Consider the following 24,863-nt stretch of genomic DNA (forward strand, 5'->3'; position numbering starts at 1 on the left):
GCACAAAATTAACCGGCGACCTTTTCGCTGCTCGGCTCGGAAGCCGGGGCAGCGTTACCGGACGGAGTGATGCCGGCCATCGCGAAGGCGCCACCGCTCGAGCCGGTCGACGGCGACAGGTCGTACCCGCTCTCCGCGTGCTCGGCGACGTCGATGCCGTCGACCTCGGCCTCGGGCGTGGCCCGGAAGCCGATGGTCTTGTCGATCGCCTTGCCGAGCAGGAAGGCGACCAGGCCGGAGAACACCGTGACGGCCAGGCCGGCCAGCGCCTGCCGGCCGAGCTGGGTGAGCCCGCCGCCGTAGAACAGGCCGTCCGAGGCACCGACCACGTCGCTGATCGCGCCGTTGAGGTTGGTGCTGGCGAAGAAGCCCAGCCAGAGCGAGCCGATCCAGCCGCCGACGAAGTGCACGCCGACCACGTCGAGTGAGTCGTCGTAGCCGAGCTTGTACTTCAGCGCGATGGCCAGGGCACAGACCACACCGGCCACCAGGCCGAGCAGGACCGAGGCCCACGGGGCGATGAAGCCACAGGCCGGGGTGATCGCGACCAGGCCGGCGATGGCACCGGAGGAGGCACCGACCAGGGTCGGCTTGCCGTCCCGGATCCACTCCACGAAGATCCAGCCGAGCACCGCGGCGGCCGTCGCGACCTGGGTGTTGATGAACGCGAGGCCGGCGATCGAGTCGACGGTGAGTTCCGACCCGGCGTTGAAGCCGAACCAGCCGAACCACAGCAGGCCGGCGCCGAGCGCAACGAACGGGACGTTGTGCGGCTTGAACGTCTCACGCGGCCAGCCGACCCGCTTGCCCAGCGCGAGCACCAGGCCGAGCGCCGCCGCACCGGCGTTGATGTGCACCGCGGTACCACCGGCGAAGTCGAGCGCGTGCAGCTTCGCACCGATCCAGCCGCCGCCCCAGACCCAGTGCGCGACCGGGAAGTAGACGATGGTGGCCCACAGGCCGGCGAACAGCAGCCAGCCGGCGAACTTGGTGCGGTCCGAGATGGCACCGCTGATCAGCGCGACGGTGATCACCGCGAAGACCATCTGGAACGCCATGAAGACGTACAACGGGACGCCGATGCCGCTCGGATTCTCGTCGGTGGCGCCCCACAGGTCGCCCTCGCCGAGGAAGGTCTGAGTGCCCAGGTAGTCACCGATGTTGCCGATGATGCCGCCCTGGTCCGACCCGAACGCCATGGAGAAGCCGTAGAAAAGCCACAGAACAGAGATGAGCCCGATGGCGGAGAAGCTCATCATCATCATGTTCAGTACGCCCTTGGAGCGGTTGAGGCCGCCGTAGAACAGCGCAAGTCCCGGCGTCATCAGCAGCACAAGGGCGGTCGAAACCAGCAGCCAGACGGTGTTCGCTGGATCGATCGCAGGTGCTTCAGGCACGCTGGCCTCCTAGAGTTGAGTAACCTCCCTCCCGGCTCAGCGTGGCAGCATCGCCTCTGGCCGGTTGCGCGGAAGCCTCTCCACCCGCTGTTTCACGCACGGTCTACGCCCGGTTTCGGGAACGTGACCAGTTGTTTCGTACGTGTGAAGAAACCCTCACAGCCCCCCGCACGAAACACCCTATACCGGGGCAATGAGGGTTGTTTTGACGATCGTCGATCAGCGGAGCGCGTATTCGAGGGTATGACGCTCGTAATCGAGAAGGCGGAGATCTCGCATCGGACGCCGCAAATGACCCTTATGCACGATTCTAACGAACGCGGGGTCGCCGGCGGCCGCCATCCGGCGGATCCCCTCCACGTGATCGACGATCCGCTTGCGGATGGTGCGCACCAGCCGGTGCCGGTCCCGCGGGATGAGGCCGTACGCGTCGGCGAACAGCCGCAGCCGGCGCGGCCGGTTCGGGCGCTTCCAGCCGAGGGTGTACGAGTCGCGGTCGCTGAACAGCGGCACCCAGGTCCACGCCGCGTACGCCACGTCGTAGATCCGGGCACCCGGCGAGGCCAGGTCGAAGTCGATCAGGGCGAGCGTGCCGTCCGGCCGCCAGACCACGTTGTGCGGGGCCGCGTCGTGGTGGCAGATCACCTCGGTGTCCGGCGGCGGCGGGCCGAACGAGCGCCACACCGCGTTCGGCGGCGGCGCGAAGCCGTACTGCGCGTCGTGGAACATGCGCAACATGGTCGCGACCGTGACCAGTGCCTCCTCGGTCACCCAGTGCGGGGCCAGCGGGTATTCCCCGCACTCGCCGTCGAGGTAGGAGAGGACCTCGCGGCCCTTCTCGTCCACCCCCAGGGCGTGCGGTGACCCGGTGAAACCGACCCGCTCCAGATGGTTGAGCAGGGCGTGCACCGCCGGCGTCCACGGCCCGGTGTTACGCCGGACGGTGTCGCCGATCCGCGAGACCGTGCTGACGTTGCCGCCGTGCAGCGGAATCTCCCGCACCGGCTCCTGCGCCACCCAGCCTCCCCCAGTTCCGTTCAACTGCCCCGCACCGAGACTACGCGTCGGTACCAAGGAGCGCCTCGACGAACGCGGCCGGCTCGAACGGGGCCAGGTCGTCCGGTCCCTCGCCCAGTCCCACCAGCTTGACCGGAATTCCCAGCTTGCGCTGCACCGCGATGACGATGCCGCCCTTGGCGGTGCCGTCCAGCTTCGTCAGCACCACGCCGGTCACATCCACCACTTCGGTGAACACCCGGGCCTGCTCCAGCCCGTTCTGCCCGGTCGTGGCGTCCAGGATCAGCAGCGTCTCGTCGACCGGGCCGTGCTTCTCCACCACCCGCTTGACCTTGCCCAGCTCGTCCATCAGGCCGACCTTGTTCTGCAGCCGGCCGGCCGTGTCCACCAGCACCGTGTCGATACCCAGATCGATGCCGCGCTTCACCGCGTCGAACGCCACACTCGCCGGGTCGCCGGCCTCCGGGCCGCGGACGGTCTCGGCGCCCACCCGCTCACCCCAGGTGGCCAGCTGGTCGGCGGCCGCGGCGCGGAACGTGTCGGCCGCGCCGAACAGCACGGTCCGCCCATCCGCGATCAGCACCCGGCCGATCTTGCCGCAGGTGGTGGTCTTGCCGGCCCCGTTCACGCCGACCACCAGCAGCACCGCGGGCCGGCCGTCGTGCGGCGCGGTCCGCAGGCTGCGGTCCAGGTCGGGCTCGAGCGCCGAGGTGAGCTCCTCGGCCAGCTGCGCGCGCACCTCGGCCACGGTCCGGGTGCCGAGCACGCGCACCCGCTCGCGCAGCCGCTCCACGATCACCTGGGTGGCCTCCACCCCGACGTCCGCGGTGATCAGGCTGTCCTCGATCTCCTCCCAGGCGTCCTCGTCCAGGTGGTCCCGGGAGAGCACGCTGAGCAGGCCGCGGCCGAAGACGTTCTGCGAGCGGGACAGCCGGGCCCGCAGCCGCACCAGGCGACCGGCGGTCGGTTCCGGCTGCTCCAGCGCCGGCTTCTCCGGCTCGACCACCACCAGCGGCGGCAGTTCCTCGTCCGCGACCGGCGGCACGACCAGCGGCGGTGCCTGGTCGACGGGCTGCTCCTCGACGGTCGCCGGGGGCCGCTCCAGGGTGGTGGTCGGTGCGGTGTCCGTCGGCGGCAGCTCCCGGCGGCGCATCCGCGGCACCATCAGGCCGACGGCACCGGCCACCAGCACGACGAGCAGGATGACTGCGGCGACGACGTATTCCATAGCCGAAATCCTGACAGATGAGCCGTCGGCACGTGGCGTCGGCCGCACAGTGGCGGCAACGGCCGCTCTGACGGAGGATGGGACGCCCCTGGTAACCAAGCGTGGAAGGCTCTCCCCATGCGCGAAACCCGGATGGCGGTCGCCCGTCCGACCGCCCCATCCACCGCCCTTGACCGGACTAAAGTCTGGTGACTGCTCATCTCCTTATCGGCCCGATCCTGCGCCGGGTGGTCGGCGATCGCGCCACCATCTGGGTCGAGATCACCGAGCCGGCCACCGTCCGGGTCGAGGCCGAGGGCGGCGGCGCCGGCTCCGCGCACACCTTTTCGGCGTACGGGCATCACTACGCGCTCGTGGTGGTCGAGGGGCTGACCCCCGACGCGGCCAGCGAATACCGGGTGTACCTGGACGACCGGCAGGTCTGGCCGACGGCCGACTCGCCGTACCCGGCCTCGATGATCCGCACCCGCCCGGCCGACGACCGCGCCGCCCCCGTTCGCCTGATCTTCGGGTCGTGCCGCGAGGCGACACCGCACGCCACCGCCCGGAGCCTGCCGCCGGACGCGCTGGACGCGTACTCGCGCCGTTTGATGGCCGATCCCACCAGCGCCGACCTGCGCCCCGACCTGATCGTCCTGCTCGGCGACCAGGTCTACGCCGACAAGACCTCGGCCAAGGTGCGACGCTTCCTGCGCCGCCGCCGCAGCGCCGGCCACCAGGGCCCGGACGACCAGGTGGTGACGTTCGACGAGTACACCAAGCTGTACCTGGAGTCGTGGCGCGACCCGGAGATCCGCTGGCTGCTGGCCACCGTGCCGAGCGTAATGATCTTCGACGACCACGAGCTGATCGACGACTGGAACACCTCGGCGTCCTGGCGCGAGGACATGAACGCCCAGCCGTGGTGGGTCGAGCGGATCGCCGGCGGCCTCGCGTCGTACTGGGTCTATCAGCACCTGGGCAACCTGAGCCCCGACGAGCTGGCCGCCGACCCGATCTTCCAGAAGGTGTCCGAGGCCGAGGACGCCACCGTGCTGCTGCACGACTTCGGCCGCTCGGTCGACAACACCGCGCAGAGCTACCAGTGGAGCTTCTCCCTCGACGTGGGCCGCACCCGGCTCGCGATGCTCGACAACCGGTGCAACCGGGTGCTCACCCCCGGCGCCCGCGAGATGCTGCCACCGCAGGAGTGGGCCTGGTTCGTCGACCAGGCGCACGGCGACTACGACCACCTGGTGGTGGGCTCGTCGCTGCCGTGGCTGATGCCGCCCGCCATCCATTACCTGGAGGCGTGGAACGAGCGCAACGCCGACTCGTCGCGCCCCTGGGTGGCGTCCGCCTCGGAAAAGCTGCGGCGGGCCGTCGACCTGGAGCACTGGGCGGCGTTCGGCCGCTCGTTCGCGGCGCTCGGCGAGTTGTTCAAGCGCCTCGGCGAGGGCAGCGACGGCGCGCCCAGCCACCGGGTGGGCGCCGGCGGGGCATACGCCGCACCGGCCACGATCAGTGTGCTGTCCGGCGACGTGCACCACTCGTACGTCGCCCGGGCCGAATTCGGCGTAGCCATGGCGACCCCCGTGATGCAGCTGACCTGCTCACCGGTGCACAACCAGGTCCCGGCCGTGATGCGCCCGCTGATGCGCTTCGCCTGGTCACGAGCGGCCGCCCAGGGGGTCCGCGGCCTGGCCCGCACGGCCGGCGTACGCCGCCCCGCCTGGAGCTGGAAACGCCTGGCCGGCCCCTACTTCGGCAACGCGGTGAGCACCCTGCTGCTGACCGGCCCCGCCGCCACCGCCATAGTCGAGGGCACCAACGCCGACGGCGGCCTGTTCGAGGTTGCCCGGGTACGCTACCCGGACTGACGAGAGGTTCAGCCGCAGGTGGCGACCGACCTTCAGACGGTCAGCAGATCGACGTCGTACTTCGATATCTGGCCGTCACGGGTCACCAGCGTCAGGCCCTCCAGCCGCGCCTGGGCGATTAGCATGCGGTCGAAGGGGTCGCGGTGGTGCATCGGCAACCGCCCCGCCGCTATGCCGTGCTCTGCGGTGATGCCCAGTATCGGGAACCCGCTGTCCCGTATCTGTTCCGGAAGGTCAGGCGGCGCTATCTTGCCGAGGGCCTGCTTGATGGCAACCTCCCACACGGTCACCGCACTGAGATAGATGTCGGCTTCACGGTCGAGGCGTTCCTTGATCTCGTCGGCCAGGGTGGGATCGTCCGCCAGCCACCACAGCACCACGTGCGTGTCGAGAAGCAGGCTCACGGTGCCAGCCCGAAGTCGCGGGCGATACCTTCGTTCACCTCGTCGGAGTCCCAGTCGTCGGAGAGCACCAGCCGGCCCCGCAACGAACCGCGCCCGGGCCGTTGGGCGCCGGGACGGATGGATTGCAGCGGTTTCCGTACGCCTGCCTCATCGATCTGCCAGAAGGTCCAGCCGTTGCGATTGTCGTTGACGGCCGGATTGAAATGCCGGATCACGGCTCGTGCAGCTGCGGTCGGGGTCTTGAACGTCTGACCGGCAAGCGGCCCATCGACTATGTGCACCCGGCCCGGTTCGAGGTAGCGGGCGCGCACCCGGTGACCTTCGTAGTCGGCATAGATCGCCACGCCCTCGACGCCCGGCGGGGATGGTGCGCGTTCCTCTGCCCAGGGGCCCGTTTCGATCAGGCGGCGAACGATCTGCCCCTCGGTGAGTCGCGCCATCCGCGCGGCGAAGGACAAGGTGCGCTTGGTGTCCTCGTCGACCTCGATGGTTGCCATCGTGCCACCTCCGCCGCCAACGTAACGCAAATCAAGAACATAAAGCAAGCAAAAAAAGCAAACCAAGCAACCACCTGGACCGCGCCCGAAGTCGACCGCGCTGCCTACCCGAGCAGGGCCCCGTGCAGGGCCCCGAGCGCACCCTGCTTCAGGGCTGGCTGACCTGGCACCGTCAGACGCTGTTGACCAAGTGCGCCGGCCCTGACGACCCGTTGAGCGTGCCCATACCGAAACGGCGAAAGTCGAGGGGCGCCGGCGCGGCGGCAAAATCGGCGGAGGTCCTACGAGCGTCAGCCCGGGAGGTCGAGCGCCTTCCGGAGGTACGGCAGGTGCTGCGGGCCGCTCCAGCGGTAAGCCGACAGGCCCGCGGACCGGGCGCCGCGGACCGCTCGGTCGTCGTCGTCCACGAAGAGGACCTTCTTGGGCTCGAAACCGATCAGCTCGCAGGCCCGCTGGAAGTACTCCGGAGCCGGCTTGTGCACCCGCTGCTCCCACGAGCTGATCACCACGTCGAGCTCGGCCGTCAGGCCGAGGGCGTCCAGGTCGGGGCGCAGCCGGTCGGTGGCGTTGGTGGCCAGACCGACCGGGCGGCCGGCGGCCCGGACCTCGCGGACGAAGGCCAGCGCGTCCGGGTCGGGCTCGCCGCGGTAGGACTGCCAGCGGGCCACCGCCTCGGTGGCCTTGTCGCCGTCGATCGGCAGGCGCTCCGCCACCAGGCGCATCCACTCGGCGTCGGTGATCTCGCCGGTGACGGCGGGGCGGTAGATGTCCCAGGACATCGCGGTCTCCAGCAGCGCGGCCGGCTTCAGCCCGTAGTCCAGCTCGACGGTGATCATCGGAGCCGGGTCCCAGCGGCGCAGCACGCCGTCCAGGTCGATGAGCAGGGCCTGGGCGCGGTCGCGCATGCCGTTAGTCCTCCGCGGTGTTGAGGCGCTGGCTGATCACCTGGGTGACACCCGCGCGCATGGTGACGCCGTAGAGGGCGTCGGCGACCTCCATCGTGCGTTTCTGGTGCGTGATGATGAGCAGCTGACTCTTCTCCCGCAGCTGTGCGAAGAGGGTAATCAACCGGCCCAGGTTGACGTCGTCGAGGGCGGCCTCGACCTCGTCCATGATGTAGAAGGGGCTGGGACGGGCCCGGAAGATGGCGCAGAGCATGGCCACCGCGGTCAGCGACCGCTCGCCGCCGGACAGCAGCGACAGGCGCTTGATCTTTTTGCCCGGCGGGCGGGCCTCGACCTCGACGCCGGTGGTCAGCATGTCCTCGGGGTCGGTCAGCACCAGGCGGCCCTCGCCACCGGGGAACAGCACCTGGAACACGAGTTGGAACTCGCGGGCGGTGTCCTCGAACGCCGACGTGAACACCTCGAGGATCCGGTCGTCCACGTCCTTGACGACGGTGAGCAGGTCCTTGCGGGTGGCCTTGAGGTCCTCGAGCTGGTCGGAGAGGAACTTGAAACGCTCCTCCAGCGCCGCGAACTCCTCCAGCGCCAGCGGGTTGACCTTGCCGAGCAGCTGGAGGTCGCGTTCCGCCTTGTTGCCCCGCTTCTCCTGGGTGGGCCGGTGGAACGGGGCCGGGCCGGGCGCCGGCTTGCCGTCCTTCTCGGCCTGCGCGGTCTCGGCCGCGGTCGGCGGCACCAGCTGGTCCGGGCCGTATTCGTTGATCAGCGTGTCCACGTCGAGCGAGAAGTCCTCGGCGGCCTTGGCCTCCAGCTGCTCGATGCGCATCCGCTGTTCGGCCCGGGCCATCTCGTCCCGGTGCACCTCGCTGGTGAGCCGCTCCAGTTCGGACCCGAGCCGCTTCGCGCCGGCGCGCACCTCCTGCAACTCCGCCTCGCGCGCGGTGCGCGCCTGGGCCAGTTCGTCGCGTGCCTCGACGGCCGCGGCCAACGACACCTCGACCCGCTTGAGCGCGGCGGCCGCGCCGCGGGCCACCGCCCGGGCGATCTCGGCACCGCGGGCCCGTGCCGCCCGGCGGGCCGCGGCCCGCTCCCGGGCCTGCCGTTCCGCGTTGGCCTGGCGCATCAGCGAGTCGGCCCGGCCGGCGATCGAGGACACCCGCTCCTCGGCGGTACGCACCGCGAGGCGTACCTCCATCTCGTTCTGCCGGGCCTGCGGCACCAGCGCGGCGAGAGTGTCGCGCTCCTCGGTGGAGGGTTCCTCGTCGATCGGGGTGGACTCGGCCGCCTCCAGCCGCTCCTCGAGCTCGGCCAGGCGCAGCAGGTCGCTCTCCCGGGCCGCCTCGGCCTTCTGCCGGGCCGCGCCGAGCCGCTCGCTCTCCGCGGTGGCCGACCGGGCGGCGGCACCGAGTTCGGCGAGCCGGCGGGCGGCGGCGTTGCGCTCGCCCTCGGCGGCCCGCTTGGCGGCGGCCGCGACGTTCACCGCTTCCTTGCGCTCGGCCACCTCGGCCCGCGCCTCGACCAGCTGGCCCTTGAGCTCGCGGATCGACTCCTCGGCGATGGTCCGGTTGGCCTTGGCCTCGTCGACCGCGGCCTGCACCTCGATGTAGCTCGTCGCCTTGCCGGAACCGCCGGCCGCGACGAAGGCACCGAGCACGTCGCCGTCCGGGGTGACCGCCCGCAGTTCGGCATTTTGCGCCACCAGGCGGACGGCCGCGGGCAGGTCGGGCACCAGCACGACGTCGCGCAGCGCCCGGTTGAGCGCCGGCCGGATCTGCTCGGGGCAGTCGACCACCTCGGGCGCCCAGACGGCGCCCTCGGGCAGCTGCGGTCGCAGCGATTCCAGCGATCCGCGCATGCCGGGTGCGGCCGCACTGGCGACCACCAGCTCGGCGCGTCCGGCGTCGGCAATTTTGAGCGTACGCATGGCCTCGACGGCCTCGTCCACGCCGGACAGAGCGACACCGTCGGCGAGTCCGCCCAGCGCCGCGGCCAGGGCCGCCTCGTGTCCGGGCCGGACGGTCAGCATCGACGCGAGGCTGCCGAGCAGGCCGGGCACCTCGCCGGCCTTGGCCAGCAGCGCCCCGGCACCGTCCTTGCGCCTGAGGCCGAGCCCGAGGGCCTCCTCGCGCGCCTTCCAGCTGGCCGCGTCCTTTTCCGCGGCACGCTCGGCGTCGGACAGCTCGCGGACCACCGCGGCGGCCCGGTCATGCGCCGCGACCGCCTCGGCGTGCCGGGCGTCCAGCTCGACGTTGTCCCGGTCGGCCTCGGTGGACTCGGCGGCCACCGCGTCGACGTCGGTCTGTGCGGCTTCGGCGCGCATCAGCGCGTCGGTGTGCGCGGCGGCGAGGCGTTCGATCTCCTCGGCGGCACCCTCGGTACGCGCCCGGGCGGCGTTCACGTTGCCGGTGAGCTTGGCCAGGCCCTCCCGCCGGTCGGCGATGGCCTTGGCCGCGGTACGCAGCGCCCCCTCGGCCGCGGCCAGCTGGCGTTCCAGCTCCTGCCGGTGCTCGACCGCCTCGGCCAGCCGCATCTGGTCGTCGGTGAGGGCCTCGCGCAGCTCCTCCTCCTGCTCGCGGACCCGCTCGGCCTCGGCCACCAGCTGGTCGGGGTCGCGGCCGGGGCGTTCCTCGTCGGGGGTGGCCGCGAGGTGCCGCAGGCGCTCGGTGGCCAGCTGCTCGGTGGACCGGAACCGTTCCTGCAGCGTGGACAGCTTGTACCAGGTGTCCTGCGCGGCCTGGAGCTGCGGCGCGTCCTCGGCGTGCGCGGCCTCGAGGTCGACGAGCAGCCGCTGGATCTCGCGGTTCTCCTCTTCCACCTGCTGCCGGCGCTCGCGCATCGCCGACTCGTCGGCGATCTCCTTGTCCAGCGTGGTGCGCAGCGTATGCAGGTCGTCGGCGAGCAGCCGGAGCCGGGCGTCGCGCAGGTCGGCCTGGATACCGGCCGCGCGCCGGGCCACCTCGGCCTGCTTGCCGAGCGGCTTGAGCTGGCGCCGCAGTTCGGCCGTGAGGTCGGTGAGGCGGTTGAGGTTGACCTGCATGGCGTCCAGCTTGCGGATCGCCTTTTCCTTGCGCTTGCGGTGCTTGAGTACGCCGGCCGCCTCCTCGATGAAGGCGCGGCGGTCCTCGGGCTTGGCGTGCAGCATCGCGTCGAGCCGGCCCTGGCCCACGATTATGTGCATCTCGCGGCCGATGCCGGAGTCGCTGAGCAGTTCCTGAATGTCGAGCAGCCGGCAGGAGTTCCCGTTGATCTCGTATTCGCTCGCACCGTCGCGGAACATCCGGCGGGTGATCGACACCTCGGTGTATTCGATCGGCAGAGCGCCGTCGTTGTTGTCGATCGTGAGCGTCACCTCGGCGCGGCCCAGCGGCGCCCGGCCCGCGGTGCCGGCGAAGATGACATCCTCCATCTTGCCGCCGCGGAGCGCCTTGGCGCCCTGCTCGCCCAGCACCCAGGCGATGGCGTCGACGACGTTGGACTTGCCGGAGCCGTTGGGGCCCACCACGCAGGTGATGCCCGGCTCCAGCCGCAACGTCGTGGCGGAGGCGAAGGACTTGAAGCCCTTGACCGTGAGGCTCTTGAGGTGCACGGATCTCCGTGGGGTCGGCGAAACGGATACTGGGGTGCAGGCTACCCGCAGGTCCGCTCAGCGGCCGGACACGCCGCGCTCGGCGGCCGGTCGCTCACTAGAAATCGGGCAAAAGGATGCGCGCCGCCACGGGGTGGAGGCGCGCGGTTGTGATGCGTATTCAGATGCTAGGGGGACAGGCCGCCGGATCGCAGCGGCCGGTGAAGCTCAGGTCAGCGCCGGCTCGGTCAGCCGCAGAATGTCGTCGGCCTCCGCGGCGGCAGCCGCGAGACGATCATTCTCCGCCCGGAGGCGGGTGACCTCGAACTCCAGAGCCTGCACCCTGGAACGCAGTCGGGTGACCTCGTCGAGCAGGCGCCGGTCGGGCGCCGCGCCTACGTGGCCGTAGAGGGCCTTCGCCATGGTGACTCCTTGAGAAGCACTGCTTCTTCTTGGGTTTGAGATCTCGCCCTATGGAACGCGCCCAGCATTGCGCCGCGGAGTGCACACGGGCACGCGTGGGCACAGAATCATGCACCCTCGAAACGTGCTCTTAGGTGCAGATATCTCATGCCTGACAGGAACCGGGCATGAGTGGGCGCGACTGGCGACACCTCCATAGTCCGCCGATACGCACGCTCCGTCAAGCGGTGCGCACCCGCTCACGCCCTCCAGGCAAGTGAATCATGCCACCCTCCGGTCCTTTACCTGGCCTTATGTTTTCCTTAGCCGGTTTGGCCCTGCTCATCCCCACTGCTTACCGTCACCCGGGTCGAGACGCCTCGATCCGGGACAGAAATACGGAGGCAGGGCGTTGACAAGACCGAACCGGTCTGGACGGCATCGCGGAAGCGGTACCGACCCGGCGGTCCGCCTAGGCGTTTCGATCACTGCCCTCCTCGGCGCGTTCGGTGCCGGCGTGGCGATTCTTCCGGCCAGCGTCACCGGCTCGGGCCTGTCCGCAGAGACGCCCGCGGCCGCCATTGCCGCCCTGGCGCCGGGTGCTGGTGGCGGGGCACCCGGCGCCGGGACGCCAACGCCGTCCCCCTCCGCCCCGGCGTCCGCCCCGGCCGGCGCGCAGACCAAGGCCGCGGCCAAGCCCAAGGCGTCCACCAGTAAGGCCACCACGAAGGCCGGCACCCCGAAGCCCCGGGCGACGTCGGCGACCACCCGCGCGGTGACCGGGCTGGCGGCGGAGGAGACCGAGGTCATCCGGCTGGTCAACGTCGAGCGGCGGGCGGCCGGCTGCGGCACGGTCGCGCTGAACACCAGGCTGCGGACCGCGATGCGGCTGCACGTCAAGGAACTGGGCACGCACGGCAACCTCTACATCAGCCACGTTAGCGACGACGGCCGCAGCTTCACCGACCGGGCCCGCGAGCAGGGTTACAACGACGCCGGCGGCGAGAACGTGGCACGCGGCCAGCGCAACGCGGCGGCGGTGATGGACAGCTGGATGAACAGCAGCGGCCACCGGGCCAACATCCTCAACTGCTCCTTCGAGGCGATCGGCGTCGGGGCGGTGCGTGGCGTGGACGGCACCATCGTCTGGGGCCAGATATTCGGCCGCTAGGTCCATTTTAGGGCGGCGGGCGGGGCGGTTGTATGGGGGCGTTCCGGACATATCGGGCGGCAAATAGGGCGAAAAGCGCGTTATTCTGTCGCCTACCCGACAGGTTCTCGCGGCCAGCCCCCGCTGTGTCGTTGCCTCCTTCGTGAAATCGACCCCGTCGCACGAGCGCGTATGCCTGCTCACCGGCGGCGGGTACCCGTACCGCCGGGACGCGCTGAGCGGATGGTGCCGGAGCCTGGTCGAGGGACTGCGCCGGTTCCGCTTCGACCTGTTGACGGTCACCGATCGCGAGCCGCCGGCCGCGCCCGCGTACCCGCTGCCGCTCAACGTCGGCTCGGCCCGTGCCGTACAGGTCAGCCGGGAACCCGCCCGGGAACGCCGGCGCGGCGATCACAACGAGACCGGCCGGGGCGCCGCTCACCTGCTCTGCCGCGGCCTGCTCGAACAGGGCAGGTTCACCGCCGGGCTGCGCGGCCTGGCCGAACTCGCCGACGAGCGGCCCGACCCGCTGGGCGGGGTCCCGCTGGCCGACCTCCTGATGGACGCGTGGCGCGGCGGCGAGCCGGAGACCTCGGAGCAGCCGCTGCCCCGGCTCGCCGCGCGCGATGCCAAGACCGCCGCGACCCTGCTGCGGCATGCGCTCGGCGCGCTGACCGTGCAACTGCCGGAAACCGGGCTGGTGCACTGCGTGGGCGGGACCACCCCGCTGCTCGCCGCGCTGGCCGGTCGCTGGCGGTCCGGCGTACCGCTGCTGCTTACCGAGGCCCGGGCGCCGGTGACCCGGCACAAGCCGCACGAGGAGCGGCTGTCCCCCGCGGTGCGCGCGGTGCTGCGCCGGTTCCGGGCCGCGGTGGCCCGCACCGGGTACGCCGAGGCCGGCCTGATCGCGCCGCTCAGCGCATACCACCACGGCTGGGCGCTGCGGCACGGCGCCGCGGCAACCCGGTTGGTGCAGGTGCCCGCCGGGGTGGACCCGTCCGAATACCCGGGCGTCGCCGAGCCGGAGACCGAGCCGGCCGTGGTGTGGGCCGGCAGCGGCGGGCCGGACAGCGGGCTGGGTCCGCTGCTGGCCGCGTTCGAACAGGTCGCTGGTGCGGTGCCGGGCACCGTTCTGCACCTGGTCGGCGTCACCGCGGCACACGAGGACCACTGCGCCGAGATGATCGAGCGCACCGGCCTGGGCCGGGCCGTCCGGCTGCATCCGCTGCCCGCCGACCCGCGCGACCGGTACACCCGCGGGCACGTGGTGGCGCACGTGCCGGGACCGGCCGACCCGCCGTACCGGCTGATCGAAGCGATGATGTCCGGCCGCGCGGTGGTCGGGGTGGACGTCGGTCCGGCGGCCGAGACGCTCGGCGAGGCCGGCGTGCTGGTGCAACCGGACGACCCGGCCGAGCTCGCGATGGCCATCGTGGGCCTGCTGCGCCAGCCCGGCCGGCGCCGGACCCTCGGCGACGCGGCCCGGCGCCGGGCGCTGCTGCACTTCACCACCGACCGGGTGGTGCGGGTGTACGGCGCGCTCTACACCGACCTGGCCGGACCGCCGCCGCCGGCCGCGTTCGAGCTGACCCTCGCCGTGCCGGCACCGCGCGCCGAACCGCCGGCCACGCTGCGCTGGCTGCGGCCGGACGCCCGGCAGCCGGTCGGCCCGGCCGACCCCGGCGGACCGATGACCACCACGATCAGCCTGGCCGGGGAGGGCCGATGACGATCACCCCACGACGGGCCGCGACCCGGACGCAACGCACCCGTGGCCGTCGGCCCGCGTTGCCTGCGCCGGCCCGGCACACGCCCGCAGTACGGGTCCGGCCACGGCACGCCGCCACCCCGCTGCCCGAGGTCGCCGAGATCGTCCCGGCCGTACCGGACCACCGGCGGAGCCGCTCCCGGCGCGCTCCCGGCAGCCGCGCCTACCTGACCGCCGCCCTGGTGCGCTGCGCTCTCTATCTCGGGCCGCTCAGCGTCGCGGTGGCCGCCGGCGATCCGCTTTCCCGGGTGGCCTGGCCGGTGCCGGTGGCCACCCTGCTGCTCGGCTGGACCGCGGCCCAGGCGCTGACCAGCGCCGGGGTGGCGGTCGCCCGGCGGGCCGGGATCGAGGCGGCCTGCCGGCTGGTCGGCGGCGGCTTCGCGGCGGTGGCCGGTCTCTGGTGCGCGCTGGTCTGGGTGGCACCGGCCGCGCTGCTCGGCCCGCACCGCGGCCTCGCCCTGGTGGTCGGCCTCGGCGGGCTCGCCACCCTGGCCACGGTCACCGCGGCGCTGGTCACCCGGGCCGAGGTCGCGGTCGTCCGGTGGTGTCTGCCGGCCTGGCTGCTGGGGGTCGCCGCGGTGGCCGCGCTGGCCGGGTCGCCGGTGCCGTGGCTGCCGATCGGCACGCTGCTGCCGGCCGCGATCGTGGTGGCGCTGGTCCGCGCGTTCCGGCCGGCGATGCTGCCGGGCGAGCGCCGCTCCTACCGGCCGTCCGCGCCGGAGGTGCGCCGGGCCGGCGGGCACCTGGTGATCGGCGCCTCCCAGGCGATCTGCGTGGGGGTGCTGTGGCAGGCCGGCCCGTCCGGCTCGACCGTGCCGTTCTGGCTGCCGTTGCTGCTCGCGGTGCCGATCCTGGAGGCGCTGATCGGCTGGCACACCGACCAGGTCGAGGCCGGTCAGGTCCGCGGGGTCACCCTGGTCACGCTGGCCGGGCTGCTGCCGCCGTTCGCCATGGGTATCGCGCTCGCGGTGGCCGCGTACCGGCTGCCGGCCACCGTGGCCACGCTCGGCGACATCCGGCCGAACGTGCTGGTGCTGGCGGGCGGCATGCTGCTCGGCGGGGTCTTCGCGGTCACCTTCCTGCTCGCCGCCCGGGGCCGCACCGCGGTCGCCGCCTGCCTCGCCGCCGCGCCGCCGGTGGCCATCCCCGCCCTCAAAGTCCTCCCGCTGTCGACAGCCGGCCCCCTGCCGGACGCCGTTGGCGCACTCGCCGTGACCCATCTGGCCGGCCTGCTCGTCGTCGCCCTGACCGCCGCCGACCATCGGAGACGAACGTGAAGACGCTGTTCCCGCCGTACGCCCACCCCGCGCCCGAACTCGCCCTGGACACCGAGACCTGGCTGATCCGGGACCTGCCCGGGGAACGCCGCACGCTGCACCAGTCGCTGGGCCGGATCGACCTGGACTGGGGCAGCCGCTCGCTGGCCGACGTGCTGGCCGACGTGGACGCCTGGCGCGAGGACGGGGTCGAGGGGCTGTTCCTGGACCGGGCTCCGGCCGGGTCCGGCGGGGTGGGGCCGGTGGCGCTTACCGTGCGGCTGGCGGCCCGGCGCGGCCTGCACCGGGTGGTGCTCAATCCGGGTGTGCCGACCCACCCGCTCTACCGCGATCTGGGCGTACGCATCTGCGTCTTCGACGGTCCGTGGTCGGCGTACCAGAGCTGGGACGGCGACGGCGTGCGGCCGGGCGACGGCCACCTCGTGCACGGTGTGCCGGCCAGCCTGCTCACCGCGGCCCGGCGGCTGATGGGCCGGCGCGGTGCCGGGTTCGGCCTGGCCACCGACGCCAGCCCGTACGTCAGCGCGTTCGCGGGCGGGGCTGGCAGCGTGGACAGCTGAACGACGAGCGGTTCATGAACTGCTCCCGGCGGATGGCCGTGCCGCACCGGTGGCACGGCTGTCCCTCCCGACCGTACGCGTTCAGCGCCCGGTCGAAGTAGCCACTCTCCCCGTTCACGTTCACGTAGAGCGCGTCGAAGCTGGTGCCGCCGGCCACGATGGCCTCGCCCAGCACGTCCCGCACGTGGGCCAGCAGCCGCTTGGCGGCCGGCCGGGTGAGCTGGTCGGTGGCCCGGTTGCCGTGCAGCCCGGACCGCCACAGGGCCTCGTCGGCATAGATGTTGCCGACCCCGCTGATCAGGGTCTGGTCGAGCAGCGCCCGCTTGACCTCGGTGTGCTTGCCGCGCAGCCGGGCCACGAACGCCTCATCGTCGAAAAGCGGGTCCATCGGGTCGCGGGCGATGTGCGAGATCTCGGCCGGCAGCTCGGCGCCACCCTCGGAGACCGCGAGGCCGCCGAACGTGCGCTGGTCGACGAAGCGCAGTTCGGGCCCGTCGTCGGTGAAGGTGAACCGGATCCGCAGGTGTTTCTCGGTCTCGGCGGTGGCCGGCTGCATCAGCAGCTGGCCGCTCATCCCCAGGTGCCCGACGATCGCGTCGCCCGAGTCGAGCGGCAGCCACAGGTATTTGCCGCGGCGCGACACGTCCAGGACCGTACGGCCCTGGAGCATCGCGATGAAGTGACCGTCGCCGGGCAGGTGCCGCCGGATCGCGCGCGGGTGGTGCACCTCGACGGTCCGGATGGTGCGGCCGGCCACCCACTTGGCCAGGCCCTGCCGGACGGTCTCGACCTCGGGCAGCTCGGGCACCGCGCGATCTCCTCTGTGGTTACAACGTGTACGGCCAGACGGCGACCAGGTAGGCGCCGTACCACAGGCCGAACGCCGCCCAGGCGACGATGGAGAGCACCGCGACCCGGGGGCGGGCACGGGCCGCCGCGACGGCCGCGGGCAGCAGCGTCAACAGTACGGGCACCAGCAGTCGCGGCTTCGAGTGGTAGAAGCCGGCCTGCCCGTACACCAGCACCATGGCCACCACGCCGTAGACCGCGAGCGGCAGCCACGGCCTGCCGGCCAGCGCCACCCCGGCCGCGGCCAGCGCCACCAGCAGGATCAGCGCCACGCTGACCGGGATCCAGCCGTCGCCGTCGCGCAGCGTCGTGGTGACGAACGTGACCGTGCTGGTGCCGAAGTCGAACGAGGTGCCCCAGCCGGCGGTCTGGATCCGGAACCAGGCCGCCGGGTCGCCCACCCGCCAGCCCACCCAGGCGAGGAACAGCGGAACGCCGGACAGGGCCAGCACCGCGGCGCCGAGCGGCTGCCACGCCTTCTGCCGGGACTCGCGGACCGCCAGCACGGCGGCCACCGCGAGGGCGAGCGCGGCCGCGGCACCGGTCGGCCGGGTCAGCGCGGCGCCCAGCCCGAGCAGGCCGGCCGCCCACCACACCCGGCGGTGCGCGGCCACCAGCATGCCGGCCACCAGGGCCAGGAAGATCCCCTCGGAGTAGGCCATCGAGAACACGATGGACACCGGGGCCGAGCAGCAGATCGCGACCAGCGCCCAGCCGGCCCGCTTGCCGTACAGCGTGGTGCCGAGCAGGTGCAGCGCGATCGCGACGCCGGCCGAGGCGAGCCAGCTCACCGTGAGAGCGGCGGACTGCGGGCCGAGCCCGAGCGCGGCCAGGCCGCGGATCAGCATCGGATAGACCGGGAAGAAGGCCAGCTCGTTGCCCTCGAGCTGCCCGTTCGTGCCGTACGTGTACGACTCCGGATAGCCGTCCATGGCGACCCGCAGGAACCAGCCGGCGTCCCAGACCAGCAGCCGCTCGCGGATCCCGGCCGGCTCGTCGGCACCGCCGTCCAGCCAGGCCAGCACGAGCAACTGGCCCACCCGGGTCAGCGCGAAGATGCCCAGCGCGGCGAACAGCCCGCGCCAGCGGCCGGCGGCCGTCCAGAGGCGTTCCCGTGGCTCGGCCACCGGGCTCTCGGGCCGGTCGTCCACCGCGAGACTCACCGGACGGTTTCGCTGTCGTCCGCGGTGGCCTCGGCGCCGCGGTCGTTCAGCGTGCGCCAGGCAGCCGCCGCGGCCCGCTGCTCGGCCTGCTTCTTGCTGCGCCCCTCCGAGCCGCCGTAGCGCTCGCCGGCCACCACCACCCAGGCGGTGAACGTCTTGGCGTGGTCCGGCCCGGAATCCTCAATCACATAATCCGGTACGCCGAGGCCCAGCGCGGCGGTGAGCTCCTGCAGGCTGGTCTTCCAATCCAGCGCCGCGCCCCGGCCGGCCGACTCGGCCATCAGCGGGTCGAACAGCCGGTGGATCACGTCGCCGGCCACGTCCAGGCCGTGCTCCAGATAGATGGCGCCGAGCAGCGCCTCCAACGTGTCGGCCAGGATGCTGGCCTTGTCCCGGCCGCCGGTGGTCTCCTCGCCCTTGCCGAGCAGCAGATGCGGGCCCAGGCCGCTGGGGCCCAGGCCGCGGGCCACGTCGGCGAGCGCGTGCATGTTGACCACGCTGGCCCGCAGCTTGGCCAGCTGGCCCTCGGGCAGGTCCGGGTGATTGTGGTACAGCGCCGAGGTGATCACGACGCCGAGCACCGAGTCGCCCAGGAACTCCAGCCGCTCGTTGGTGGGCAGGCCGCCGTTCTCGTACGCGTACGAGCGGTGCGTGAGCGCCCGTTCCAGCAGGGACGGCTCGAACGGGACACCGAAGGCCTCCTCCAGCGGGAGGGTCGGCGGCCGGCGGCGCTTATCGTTCATCGAACACCTCGTTGGCAGTGGTCAGTGCGGCCATCGCCGGCACCGCGGCGCGGCGGTGCAGGCGGGCGGCCAGGTCGATGCCGGCCGCCACGTCGGGCCCGGAGGCCGCACCGTGACAGACGACGACGGTGCCGGCCACGCCCAGCAGCAGCGCCGCGCGGGGCGGCACGCCGGTGCTGGTGCGGTCCGGTGAGCCCAGCGCGGCGTACGCCGTCTCCAGGCCTTTGAGCAGGACGTTTCCGGTGAAGCCATCGGTCACCACGACGTCGGCGACCGCGCCGGTCACGACGTCGTGGCCCTCGACCAGGCCCACGTAGGAGGCGCCGGCCGGCAGATCGAGGCCGGCGAGCAGCGGCGGGACGGCGCGGCGCAGCCGGTCGCCCTTGCCGGATTCGGTGCCGATGGTGAGCAGGCCGACCCGGGGCGCCGGCACCTCGTGCACCACGGCGGCGTAGGCGGCGCCCAGCCGGGCGTGCACGGCCAGGGTCTGTTTGTCGGGGTCGACCGAGGAACCGACGTCGAGCAGCACGAGCCGGCCGGCCGCGCTGGGCAGCACGGCGGTCAGCGGCGGGCGGCGGACCCCCGGCCAGCGCCCGAGGTGCAGGGCGGCCGAGGTGACGGTGTCGGCGGTGTTGCCGGCCGAGAGAGCGGCGTCGGCACGGCCCTCGGCCACGGCGCGCACGGCAGCGCGTACGCCCTCATCGGAACCCAGGGTGACCACCCGCGCCCGCTGATCGGGATCGAGGGCAGCAACCACCGCGTCGGCGGCTTCAGCCGGGCCGACGAGAAGGAGGTGTAGGGCCGGATCGGCCTGGCAGGCGCGCAGAGCGCCGTCAACCACGACGGCGGGAGCATGGTCCCCGCCGAGGAGGTCGACGGCGATCCGCGCGGTGCCCGGCTCCCGGATCGGAGCCGGCGCACCGGTGGTTCGCCGTTGCTCAGGTGCGACCCGCCCTGTGCTAGGACGCGTCACCCGCGAGGCTCAGACCTCGAGGACCTGACGGCCGTTGTAGGTGCCGCAGACCGAGCAGGCGGTGTGCGGCAGCTTCGGCGACTTGCACTGCGGGCACGCCTGGGTCGCGACCGCGGTCGCCTTCCAGTTCGCCCGGCGGGACCGGGTGTTGCTGCGCGACATCTTGCGCTTGGGGACGGCCACGGTTCCTACTCCTCAGGTTTCGTCAGTTGGTGCAAAGCGGCCCAGCGAGGATCGACGGCCTCGTGGCTGTGGTCGGCCGGCAGGTCGTCGAGATGCACCCCGCACTCGGAGCACAGCCCTGGGCAGTCCGCCCGGCAGAGCGGGTTGGTCGGCAGCATGAGCACCACCGCGTCCCGGACCGCCGGTTCCAGGTCGATCAGGTCGCCCTGCATGCGGCCCACCTCGTCCTCGTCGGTCGTCTCCTCGGTGGTGCTGTCCGCGTACGCGTAAAGCTCCTTGAGTGCGACGTCGAAGGGCCGGCTGATCTCGTTGAGGCAGCGACCGCACTCGCCGGTGAGCGAGCCGCGGACCCGGCCGGACACGTAGACCCCCTCGGAGACCGACGTGAGCTCGAGATCGAGCTCGACGTCCGACCCCTCGAGGACCGAGATCAGCTCCAGGCCGAGGTCCGCCGGTGCCGGGACCACCCGTTTCAGGGCACGCGTAGCACCAGGCTGGCGCGGGAGTTTCGTCGTGTCGACGACCAGCGGCTGCCTGGGATCCAGGTGACTCTGCGGTGACTTGGGCATCATGAACTCTCAGCCATAGGTAGGCCGACGAAAAAGGTTACCTGAGCTGGCGCCCCAGCGTCGAATCAGGCCCCCTCAGAAGGGGAGCGGGCGCTCGCTGTCCTCGCCCTGGAAGGTGCCGATCTCGCGCAGCGCGTGCATTTTGTCCCGGCCGCGCTCGATCGAGGCGAGCGCGCGGGTGAGGAACTGCTCGAAGTTGGCCAGCGCGGTGTCGACGTAGTCGTCGACCTCCTCACGCAGCCGCTGGGCCTCGGTGCGGGCCTCGGCGATGATCCGGGCGCCCTCGTGCTCGGCGGAGACGGTGATCTCGTTGACCGAGACGAGCCGGGCGTGTTCGGTCTCACCCTCGCTGATGATCCGATCGGCCTCCCGGCGCCCGGCCTCGATGATCCGGTCCCGCTCGTCCAGGACTGCGGCGGCCTTGCGCAGCTCCGACGGCAGCTCGGAGCGGAGCACCTCGAGGTGCTCGATCATTTCACCGCGGTCGAACATGAAGTTCGTCCGCGACATCGGTACGGAGCGCGCTTCCTGGACGAGTTCGATGACCTCGTCGATGCGGTCGAGCGGATCCACCGGTTTGCCTCACCTCTGGTCGTCTAGCCCCACGCAGCGTGGTGCGATCACGTTACTGCGTCACCGCCGTGCCCGTTTTCGGCACGCCGGTGGGGCTAGTTCTGCTTGAGGCGCTCGGCCAACCGGTCGCCGACAAAGTCCGGAACGTACGACGATGCGTCGCCACCCCACTTGACCACGTCTTTGACCAGGCTGGATGACAGAAACGAATAGAGCGGATTGGTCGGCATGAACAATGTCTCCACGCCGGACAACCCGATGTTCATCTGCGCCATCTGCAACTCGTAGTCGAAATCGCTGACCGCGCGTAGTCCTTTGATCACGACGGCGGCACCCTGCGCCCGGCAGAAGTCGACCAGCAGGCCGTGGAACGAGGCGACCCGGACGTTCTCGTACTCGGCGGTCGCCTCGCGCAGCATCTCGATGCGCTCGTCGATCGTGAAGAGGCCGGACTTCGACTGATTGATCAGTACGCCGATGACCACCTCGTCGAACAGCCGGCTGGCCCGCCCGACGATGTCGAGGTGACCGTTGGTGACCGGGTCGAAAGAGCCGGGACACACTGCTCGTCTCATGATCGGCGACCGTACCAAAGAGTAGTCTCGCCGTACCGTCGGCTGCGGTCGGCTGTGACGCCGTCCACCCAGGTCAGTGGCGTACGGGTGGAACGTTCGACGACCAGCACGGCGTCCGGCGCCAGCCATCCGTTGTCCAGCAACGCCTGCTGCATGGCGGCCATCTCGGCATCGTCCACCGAGTACGGCGGGTCGGCGAAGACGACGTCGTACGGGCCACCCTCCGGCGGGGCGGCGAGCACCTGGGCCACCTTGCCGGTCACCAGCCGTGCCACCGGGCCCACACGCAGCGCGACGATGTTGTCGCGAATCGTCCGAGCCGCGCGGCCGTCCGATTCGACCAGAAGCGCGTAGCTTGCCCCGCGGGACAACGCCTCCAGACCAACCGCCCCAGACCCGGCGAAGAGGTCGGCGAATCGCGCTCCCGACAGATCGGTCATCGAATCCAGTGCACTGAAGAAAGCCTCACGGACCCGGTCCGAAGTGGGCCGAGTCAGCGCACCGGCCGGGGCGGCCAGCCGGCGACCACCGTGCGCACCGGCGATGATCCTGGTCATGGCGCCTCGAGCGGGTCGGGGAATAGCACACCTCGAAGCTAACTCACCACTTACCCAGGTCACTCACAGAGTGAACAATTCCGCAGCCCGTCACCACTCTAGGCATCGATACGGAAGCGTTCCGTCGATCAAAGATCACGGATAGGCAACAACAGTTTTAGCGGCTCCTGAGGTGTTTCCCAGATTCACATAAGTGGCTATGGTCAGTCGCTGTCGCACGTGGTTACGGCCGCGTTTCGACGACGTGGGGAGGCGTCGTCGACAGCTTCCGCCAACCGTTCCGGCGCTGGCTGGCCCCTTCCTCGCCGTGTCTCCGAACCCCTGTCACATGGAGTACGCGTGAACCTGCTTAAGTCCAAGCTTCGGCGCGCTACCGCAGTGCTCGCCGGCTCGTTCCTGGGTGTGGCCGGTGCCGTCGGCATCGCCGCCAGCCCGGCCAGCGCACACCACCCGACCCTGTCGGGTGACGCGGTCTGCACGACCGCCGCGGGTGACTGGAAGGTCACCTGGACCATCGGCAACAGCCAGTCCAACCTCACCGCCACGCTCATCGAGGTGAGCGTCCTGGCACCGCAGGGCGGCACCGTCTCCGGTGTGAAGGTCGGCGACACGCTGCCCCTCGCCGGCACCAACCTCACCGCCACCCAGGAACTGTCCGCCTCGGACACGGTGGCAAAGCTCAAGGTCAAGGCCAAGTGGGACTACGGGACCGAGGGCGAGACCGAAGGCAGCGCCTGGCGCAAGGACAGCGGCAAAGACGGCGGCAAGGTGAGCAAGATCGTCGTCAAGGAGGCGGAGCTCTCCGTCGAGAAGCCGAGCAGCGAGGGCTGCAAGAAGGACGAGCCCGAGCCCGGCCCGTCCAGCCCGTCCCCGACGCCGACCGAGACCCCGGGCGACGAGTCGCCGGAACCCGAGTTCGCGTTCGAGTCCTACTGCGACGGCCTGCTGATCAAGGCCGACACCCCGGCGGACGTCGAGCTCCCGGACGGTGTCGAGGAACTCGTCCTGACCGTCAAGTCGAACCAGGGCGAGACCAAGGAACTGCCGATCACGCCGGGCAAGAAGACCGAGGTCTTCTTCGACGGCGTCGAGGGCCTGAGCGTCGAGATCAGCTACGACGGCGAGGTCCTGGACTTCGGTGACATCAAGTGGGAGCCCGCCGCCGAAGAGTGCGACGGCGAGGGTGGTGGCCTGCCGGTCACCGGTGCCGCCGCGGGTGGCATCGCCGGTGGCGCCGCGGTCCTGCTGGGCGTCGGTGGCCTGCTGTTCTTCCTGGCCCGCCGCCGCAAGGTGCAGTTCACCGCCTGATGACCAGGCTCGCCTGACCAGCGAGCACGCAACACGGAACGAGAAACGAGGGGGCGCGTCGACCACGTCGGCGCGCCCTCTTTGCCCCCGAAGTTTGGAGTTCCCGTAGTGAGAAACCCCCTCTCCCGCGCCGCGGCAATCCTCGTCGCGGCCCTGCTCAGCGTCGGTGGCGTGGCCACCTCGGCGCACGCGACCGGCAACGGCGGCCACGGCGGCGGCAAGCGCTGCACTCCCGTTGAGCGGGCCGAGTACCGGTCCCACCTCGACGGTCCCGCCGGCACCGCGACCATCGTGCTCCTGAACGGCCCGCTCTGCGCCAACCAGGACTTCGCGCTCGTGTCCTACACCGCCCCCTCCGCGAAGTTCGCCCTGCCCCAGTACGTCATGGACTCGTCGGTCAAGAGCTTCGAGCCGCCCGCCCAGGCCAGCAAGCTGACCCGTGCCAAACTCGAGTTCAAGGTCGAGGTGCCCACCTGCTTCACCCAGGTCGACCTGGTCCGCGGCAGCCGGATCATCAACCCGCTGGTGAGCGAGAAGGACCTGTACGGCGACCGCAAGCTCGAGTGGTACAACGGCGGGAAGGGCACCTGTGAGGCCAAGCCCGCCGTCGAGGATCTCTCGGACTGCACCGGCAACGTCAAGCTCAAGCTGATCAACCGGCAGGGCAGCAACCTGGCCGCCGAGTTCAAGGTGACCGGGGACGCCGGCTTTGACAAGTCTGTGTCGGTGGCGCGCAACGCCATCGCGGACCTCGACGTGCCCGCGGCGAACGCCAAGAGCATCGTGGTCACCGCCAACGGCAAGGAAATCTGGCGCGGCGGCTGGACCAAGCCGAAGGACTGCCAGGAGCCCGAGGTCGGCAAGCCGGACGCATCGCTGGTGAGCACCTGTGACGGCCTGGTCTTCACGATCAAGAACCCGGCGAACGGCGTGCCGGTGACCGTCACGCTGACCCCGAACAAGGGCGAGGCGCAGACCGTCACGGTGCAGCCGGGCCAGAGCCCCGCGCCGATCACGTTCCCCGGCCAGGACGGGCTCACCGTCACCGTGAGCGGCGACCTGGACGCGCAGAACGGCGTCATCACCTGGACCAAGCCCGAGGACTGCGTCAACCCGTCGCCGAGCCCGTCGGACAGCGGCTCGCCGTCGCCGTCCGCGTCCACCTCGGTGCCGACGACCCCGGCCACGCCGACCACCAGCCCGGTGGCCGGTGGCGGCGGCGGTGAACTGCCGCTGACCGGTGCCGCCGCGGGCACCGTCGCCGGTGGCGCGGCCCTGCTGCTGATCATCGGCGGCGTGCTGTTCTTCCTGGCCCGCCGGCGCCGGGTGAACTTCACCGCCTGA

The 24,863-nt window shown here is 71.4% G+C and carries 24 protein-coding genes; 7 read left to right on the plus strand and 17 right to left on the minus strand.

Translation table 11 applies throughout. The features are described 5' to 3' along the window. Positions 1 to 8 precede the first annotated feature (8 nt). From Ari01nite_RS05650 to ftsY, 3 genes are all read right to left on the minus strand, one after another. Entirely contained in the window at positions 9 to 1,397 is a 1,389-nt protein-coding gene (locus Ari01nite_RS05650; protein WP_203779973.1) for an ammonium transporter, read from the minus strand. A gap of 219 nt (positions 1,398 to 1,616) precedes the next feature. Beyond that, positions 1,617 to 2,414 (minus strand): phosphotransferase, encoded by a 798-nt coding sequence (locus Ari01nite_RS05655; RefSeq protein WP_203779974.1) that lies wholly within the window; start codon positions 2,412 to 2,414, stop codon positions 1,617 to 1,619. A 40-nt stretch (positions 2,415 to 2,454) separates the two neighbouring features. After that, the gene (gene ftsY / locus Ari01nite_RS05660; RefSeq protein ID WP_203779975.1) at positions 2,455 to 3,642 is read right to left on the minus strand and encodes a signal recognition particle-docking protein FtsY; all 1,188 of its coding nucleotides are present in this window, start codon (positions 3,640 to 3,642) and stop codon (positions 2,455 to 2,457) included. Between the two features lie 185 nt (positions 3,643 to 3,827). On the opposite strand from ftsY, the gene Ari01nite_RS05665 reads away from it, so the two are divergent. Continuing rightward, positions 3,828 to 5,501 (plus strand): alkaline phosphatase D family protein, encoded by a 1,674-nt coding sequence (locus Ari01nite_RS05665; RefSeq protein WP_203780326.1) that lies wholly within the window; start codon positions 3,828 to 3,830, stop codon positions 5,499 to 5,501. 32 nt (positions 5,502 to 5,533) lie between these two features. On the opposite strand, the gene Ari01nite_RS05670 is transcribed toward Ari01nite_RS05665, so the two are convergent. From Ari01nite_RS05670 to Ari01nite_RS05690, 5 genes are all read right to left on the minus strand, one after another. After that, positions 5,534 to 5,905, minus strand: coding sequence for a type II toxin-antitoxin system VapC family toxin (locus Ari01nite_RS05670; RefSeq protein WP_203779976.1), 372 nt, complete (start codon positions 5,903 to 5,905; stop codon positions 5,534 to 5,536). Then, positions 5,902 to 6,402 (minus strand): hypothetical protein, encoded by a 501-nt coding sequence (locus Ari01nite_RS49620; protein ID WP_239162496.1) that lies wholly within the window; start codon positions 6,400 to 6,402, stop codon positions 5,902 to 5,904. Before Ari01nite_RS49620 ends, Ari01nite_RS05670 begins: the two co-directional genes overlap by 4 nt. Positions 6,403 to 6,692: 290 nt before the next feature. After that, entirely contained in the window at positions 6,693 to 7,307 is a 615-nt protein-coding gene (locus tag Ari01nite_RS05680; protein WP_203779977.1) for an HAD family hydrolase, read from the minus strand. Between the two features lie 4 nt (positions 7,308 to 7,311). Then, on the minus strand, positions 7,312 to 10,890 hold the full coding sequence (gene smc / locus Ari01nite_RS05685) for a chromosome segregation protein SMC (RefSeq protein WP_203779978.1): 3,579 nt from the start codon (positions 10,888 to 10,890) through the stop codon (positions 7,312 to 7,314). Between the two features lie 207 nt (positions 10,891 to 11,097). Next, a complete protein-coding gene (locus tag Ari01nite_RS05690; RefSeq protein ID WP_089291272.1) occupies positions 11,098 to 11,292 on the minus strand; it encodes a hypothetical protein in 195 nt (64 codons plus the stop codon). Positions 11,293 to 11,788: 496 nt separating this feature from the next. Here Ari01nite_RS05690 and Ari01nite_RS05695 point away from each other — a divergent pair, with 496 nt between their 5' ends. From Ari01nite_RS05695 to Ari01nite_RS05710, 4 genes are all read left to right on the plus strand, one after another. Beyond that, positions 11,789 to 12,442 (plus strand): CAP domain-containing protein, encoded by a 654-nt coding sequence (locus tag Ari01nite_RS05695; RefSeq protein WP_203779979.1) that lies wholly within the window; start codon positions 11,789 to 11,791, stop codon positions 12,440 to 12,442. 142 nt (positions 12,443 to 12,584) lie between these two features. Continuing rightward, positions 12,585 to 14,150 carry a DUF3492 domain-containing protein gene (locus Ari01nite_RS05700; protein WP_203779980.1) on the plus strand — a complete coding sequence of 522 codons (1,566 nt, stop codon included), beginning with the start codon at positions 12,585 to 12,587 and terminating at the stop codon, positions 14,148 to 14,150. Next, entirely contained in the window at positions 14,147 to 15,466 is a 1,320-nt protein-coding gene (locus tag Ari01nite_RS05705; protein WP_239162497.1) for a hypothetical protein, read from the plus strand. The genes Ari01nite_RS05700 and Ari01nite_RS05705 overlap by 4 nt, the downstream gene beginning before the upstream one ends. Beyond that, positions 15,463 to 16,026 carry a spherulation-specific family 4 protein gene (locus Ari01nite_RS05710; protein ID WP_203779981.1) on the plus strand — a complete coding sequence of 188 codons (564 nt, stop codon included), beginning with the start codon at positions 15,463 to 15,465 and terminating at the stop codon, positions 16,024 to 16,026. Before Ari01nite_RS05705 ends, Ari01nite_RS05710 begins: the two co-directional genes overlap by 4 nt. Here the strand turns inward: Ari01nite_RS05710 and mutM are convergent. The 9 genes from mutM to rsmD form a co-directional block, all read right to left on the minus strand. Then, positions 15,986 to 16,834, minus strand: a complete 849-nt coding sequence (gene mutM, locus Ari01nite_RS05715) for a bifunctional DNA-formamidopyrimidine glycosylase/DNA-(apurinic or apyrimidinic site) lyase (RefSeq protein WP_203779982.1) — start codon at positions 16,832 to 16,834, stop codon at positions 15,986 to 15,988. The two genes, Ari01nite_RS05710 and mutM, sit on opposite strands and share 41 nt — an antisense overlap. 19 nt (positions 16,835 to 16,853) lie before the next feature. Continuing rightward, positions 16,854 to 18,038, minus strand: a complete 1,185-nt coding sequence (locus Ari01nite_RS05720) for a glycosyltransferase family protein (RefSeq protein ID WP_203779983.1) — start codon at positions 18,036 to 18,038, stop codon at positions 16,854 to 16,856. Beyond that, entirely contained in the window at positions 18,035 to 18,781 is a 747-nt protein-coding gene (gene rnc / locus Ari01nite_RS05725; protein WP_203779984.1) for a ribonuclease III, read from the minus strand. Before rnc ends, Ari01nite_RS05720 begins: the two co-directional genes overlap by 4 nt. Then, positions 18,771 to 19,688 carry a phosphate acyltransferase PlsX gene (locus Ari01nite_RS05730; RefSeq protein ID WP_239162541.1) on the minus strand — a complete coding sequence of 306 codons (918 nt, stop codon included), beginning with the start codon at positions 19,686 to 19,688 and terminating at the stop codon, positions 18,771 to 18,773. The genes rnc and Ari01nite_RS05730 overlap by 11 nt, the downstream gene beginning before the upstream one ends. A 75-nt stretch (positions 19,689 to 19,763) precedes the next feature. Next, complete coding sequence (gene rpmF / locus Ari01nite_RS05735) at positions 19,764 to 19,937, minus strand: 50S ribosomal protein L32 (protein ID WP_020518010.1); 174 nt, start codon at positions 19,935 to 19,937, stop codon at positions 19,764 to 19,766. Positions 19,938 to 19,942: 5 nt separating this feature from the next. Next, positions 19,943 to 20,506, minus strand: a complete 564-nt coding sequence (locus Ari01nite_RS05740) for a YceD family protein (protein WP_203779986.1) — start codon at positions 20,504 to 20,506, stop codon at positions 19,943 to 19,945. A gap of 75 nt (positions 20,507 to 20,581) precedes the next feature. Next, the gene (locus Ari01nite_RS05745) at positions 20,582 to 21,079 is read right to left on the minus strand and encodes an SPFH domain-containing protein (protein ID WP_203779987.1); all 498 of its coding nucleotides are present in this window, start codon (positions 21,077 to 21,079) and stop codon (positions 20,582 to 20,584) included. A gap of 95 nt (positions 21,080 to 21,174) precedes the next feature. After that, a complete protein-coding gene (coaD, locus tag Ari01nite_RS05750; RefSeq protein WP_203779988.1) occupies positions 21,175 to 21,654 on the minus strand; it encodes a pantetheine-phosphate adenylyltransferase in 480 nt (159 codons plus the stop codon). Then, on the minus strand, positions 21,651 to 22,211 hold the full coding sequence (rsmD, locus tag Ari01nite_RS05755) for a 16S rRNA (guanine(966)-N(2))-methyltransferase RsmD (RefSeq protein ID WP_203779989.1): 561 nt from the start codon (positions 22,209 to 22,211) through the stop codon (positions 21,651 to 21,653). Before rsmD ends, coaD begins: the two co-directional genes overlap by 4 nt. A 339-nt stretch (positions 22,212 to 22,550) precedes the next feature. Here rsmD and Ari01nite_RS05760 point away from each other — a divergent pair, with 339 nt between their 5' ends. Together Ari01nite_RS05760 and Ari01nite_RS05765 are read left to right on the plus strand one after the other, a co-directional pair. Beyond that, on the plus strand, positions 22,551 to 23,519 hold the full coding sequence (locus tag Ari01nite_RS05760) for a hypothetical protein (RefSeq protein ID WP_203779990.1): 969 nt from the start codon (positions 22,551 to 22,553) through the stop codon (positions 23,517 to 23,519). A 108-nt stretch (positions 23,520 to 23,627) separates the two neighbouring features. After that, entirely contained in the window at positions 23,628 to 24,863 is a 1,236-nt protein-coding gene (locus Ari01nite_RS05765) for an LPXTG cell wall anchor domain-containing protein (protein ID WP_203779991.1), read from the plus strand.

Source organism: Paractinoplanes rishiriensis (assembly GCF_016862375.1).
Lineage (GTDB): Bacteria > Actinomycetota > Actinomycetes > Mycobacteriales > Micromonosporaceae > Actinoplanes > Actinoplanes rishiriensis.

Bases quoted from the DNA above. Each gene is read 5' to 3' on its own strand.
- Ari01nite_RS05740 (WP_203779986.1), bottom strand. From the start codon at position 20,506: ATGCCCAAGTCACCGCAGAGTCACCTGGATCCCAGGCAGCCGCTGGTC.
- ftsY (WP_203779975.1), bottom strand. From the start codon at position 3,642: ATGGAATACGTCGTCGCCGCAGTCATCCTGCTCGTCGTGCTGGTGGCC.
- Ari01nite_RS05680 (WP_203779977.1), bottom strand. From the start codon at position 7,307: ATGCGCGACCGCGCCCAGGCCCTGCTCATCGACCTGGACGGCGTGCTG.
- Ari01nite_RS05705 (WP_239162497.1), top strand. From the start codon at position 14,147: ATGACGATCACCCCACGACGGGCCGCGACCCGGACGCAACGCACCCGT.
- rnc (WP_203779984.1), bottom strand. From the start codon at position 18,781: ATGAACGATAAGCGCCGCCGGCCGCCGACCCTCCCGCTGGAGGAGGCC.
- coaD (WP_203779988.1), bottom strand. From the start codon at position 21,654: ATGAGACGAGCAGTGTGTCCCGGCTCTTTCGACCCGGTCACCAACGGT.
- Ari01nite_RS05690 (WP_089291272.1), bottom strand. From the start codon at position 11,292: ATGGCGAAGGCCCTCTACGGCCACGTAGGCGCGGCGCCCGACCGGCGC.
- Ari01nite_RS49620 (WP_239162496.1), bottom strand. From the start codon at position 6,402: ATGGCAACCATCGAGGTCGACGAGGACACCAAGCGCACCTTGTCCTTC.
- rsmD (WP_203779989.1), bottom strand. From the start codon at position 22,211: ATGACCAGGATCATCGCCGGTGCGCACGGTGGTCGCCGGCTGGCCGCC.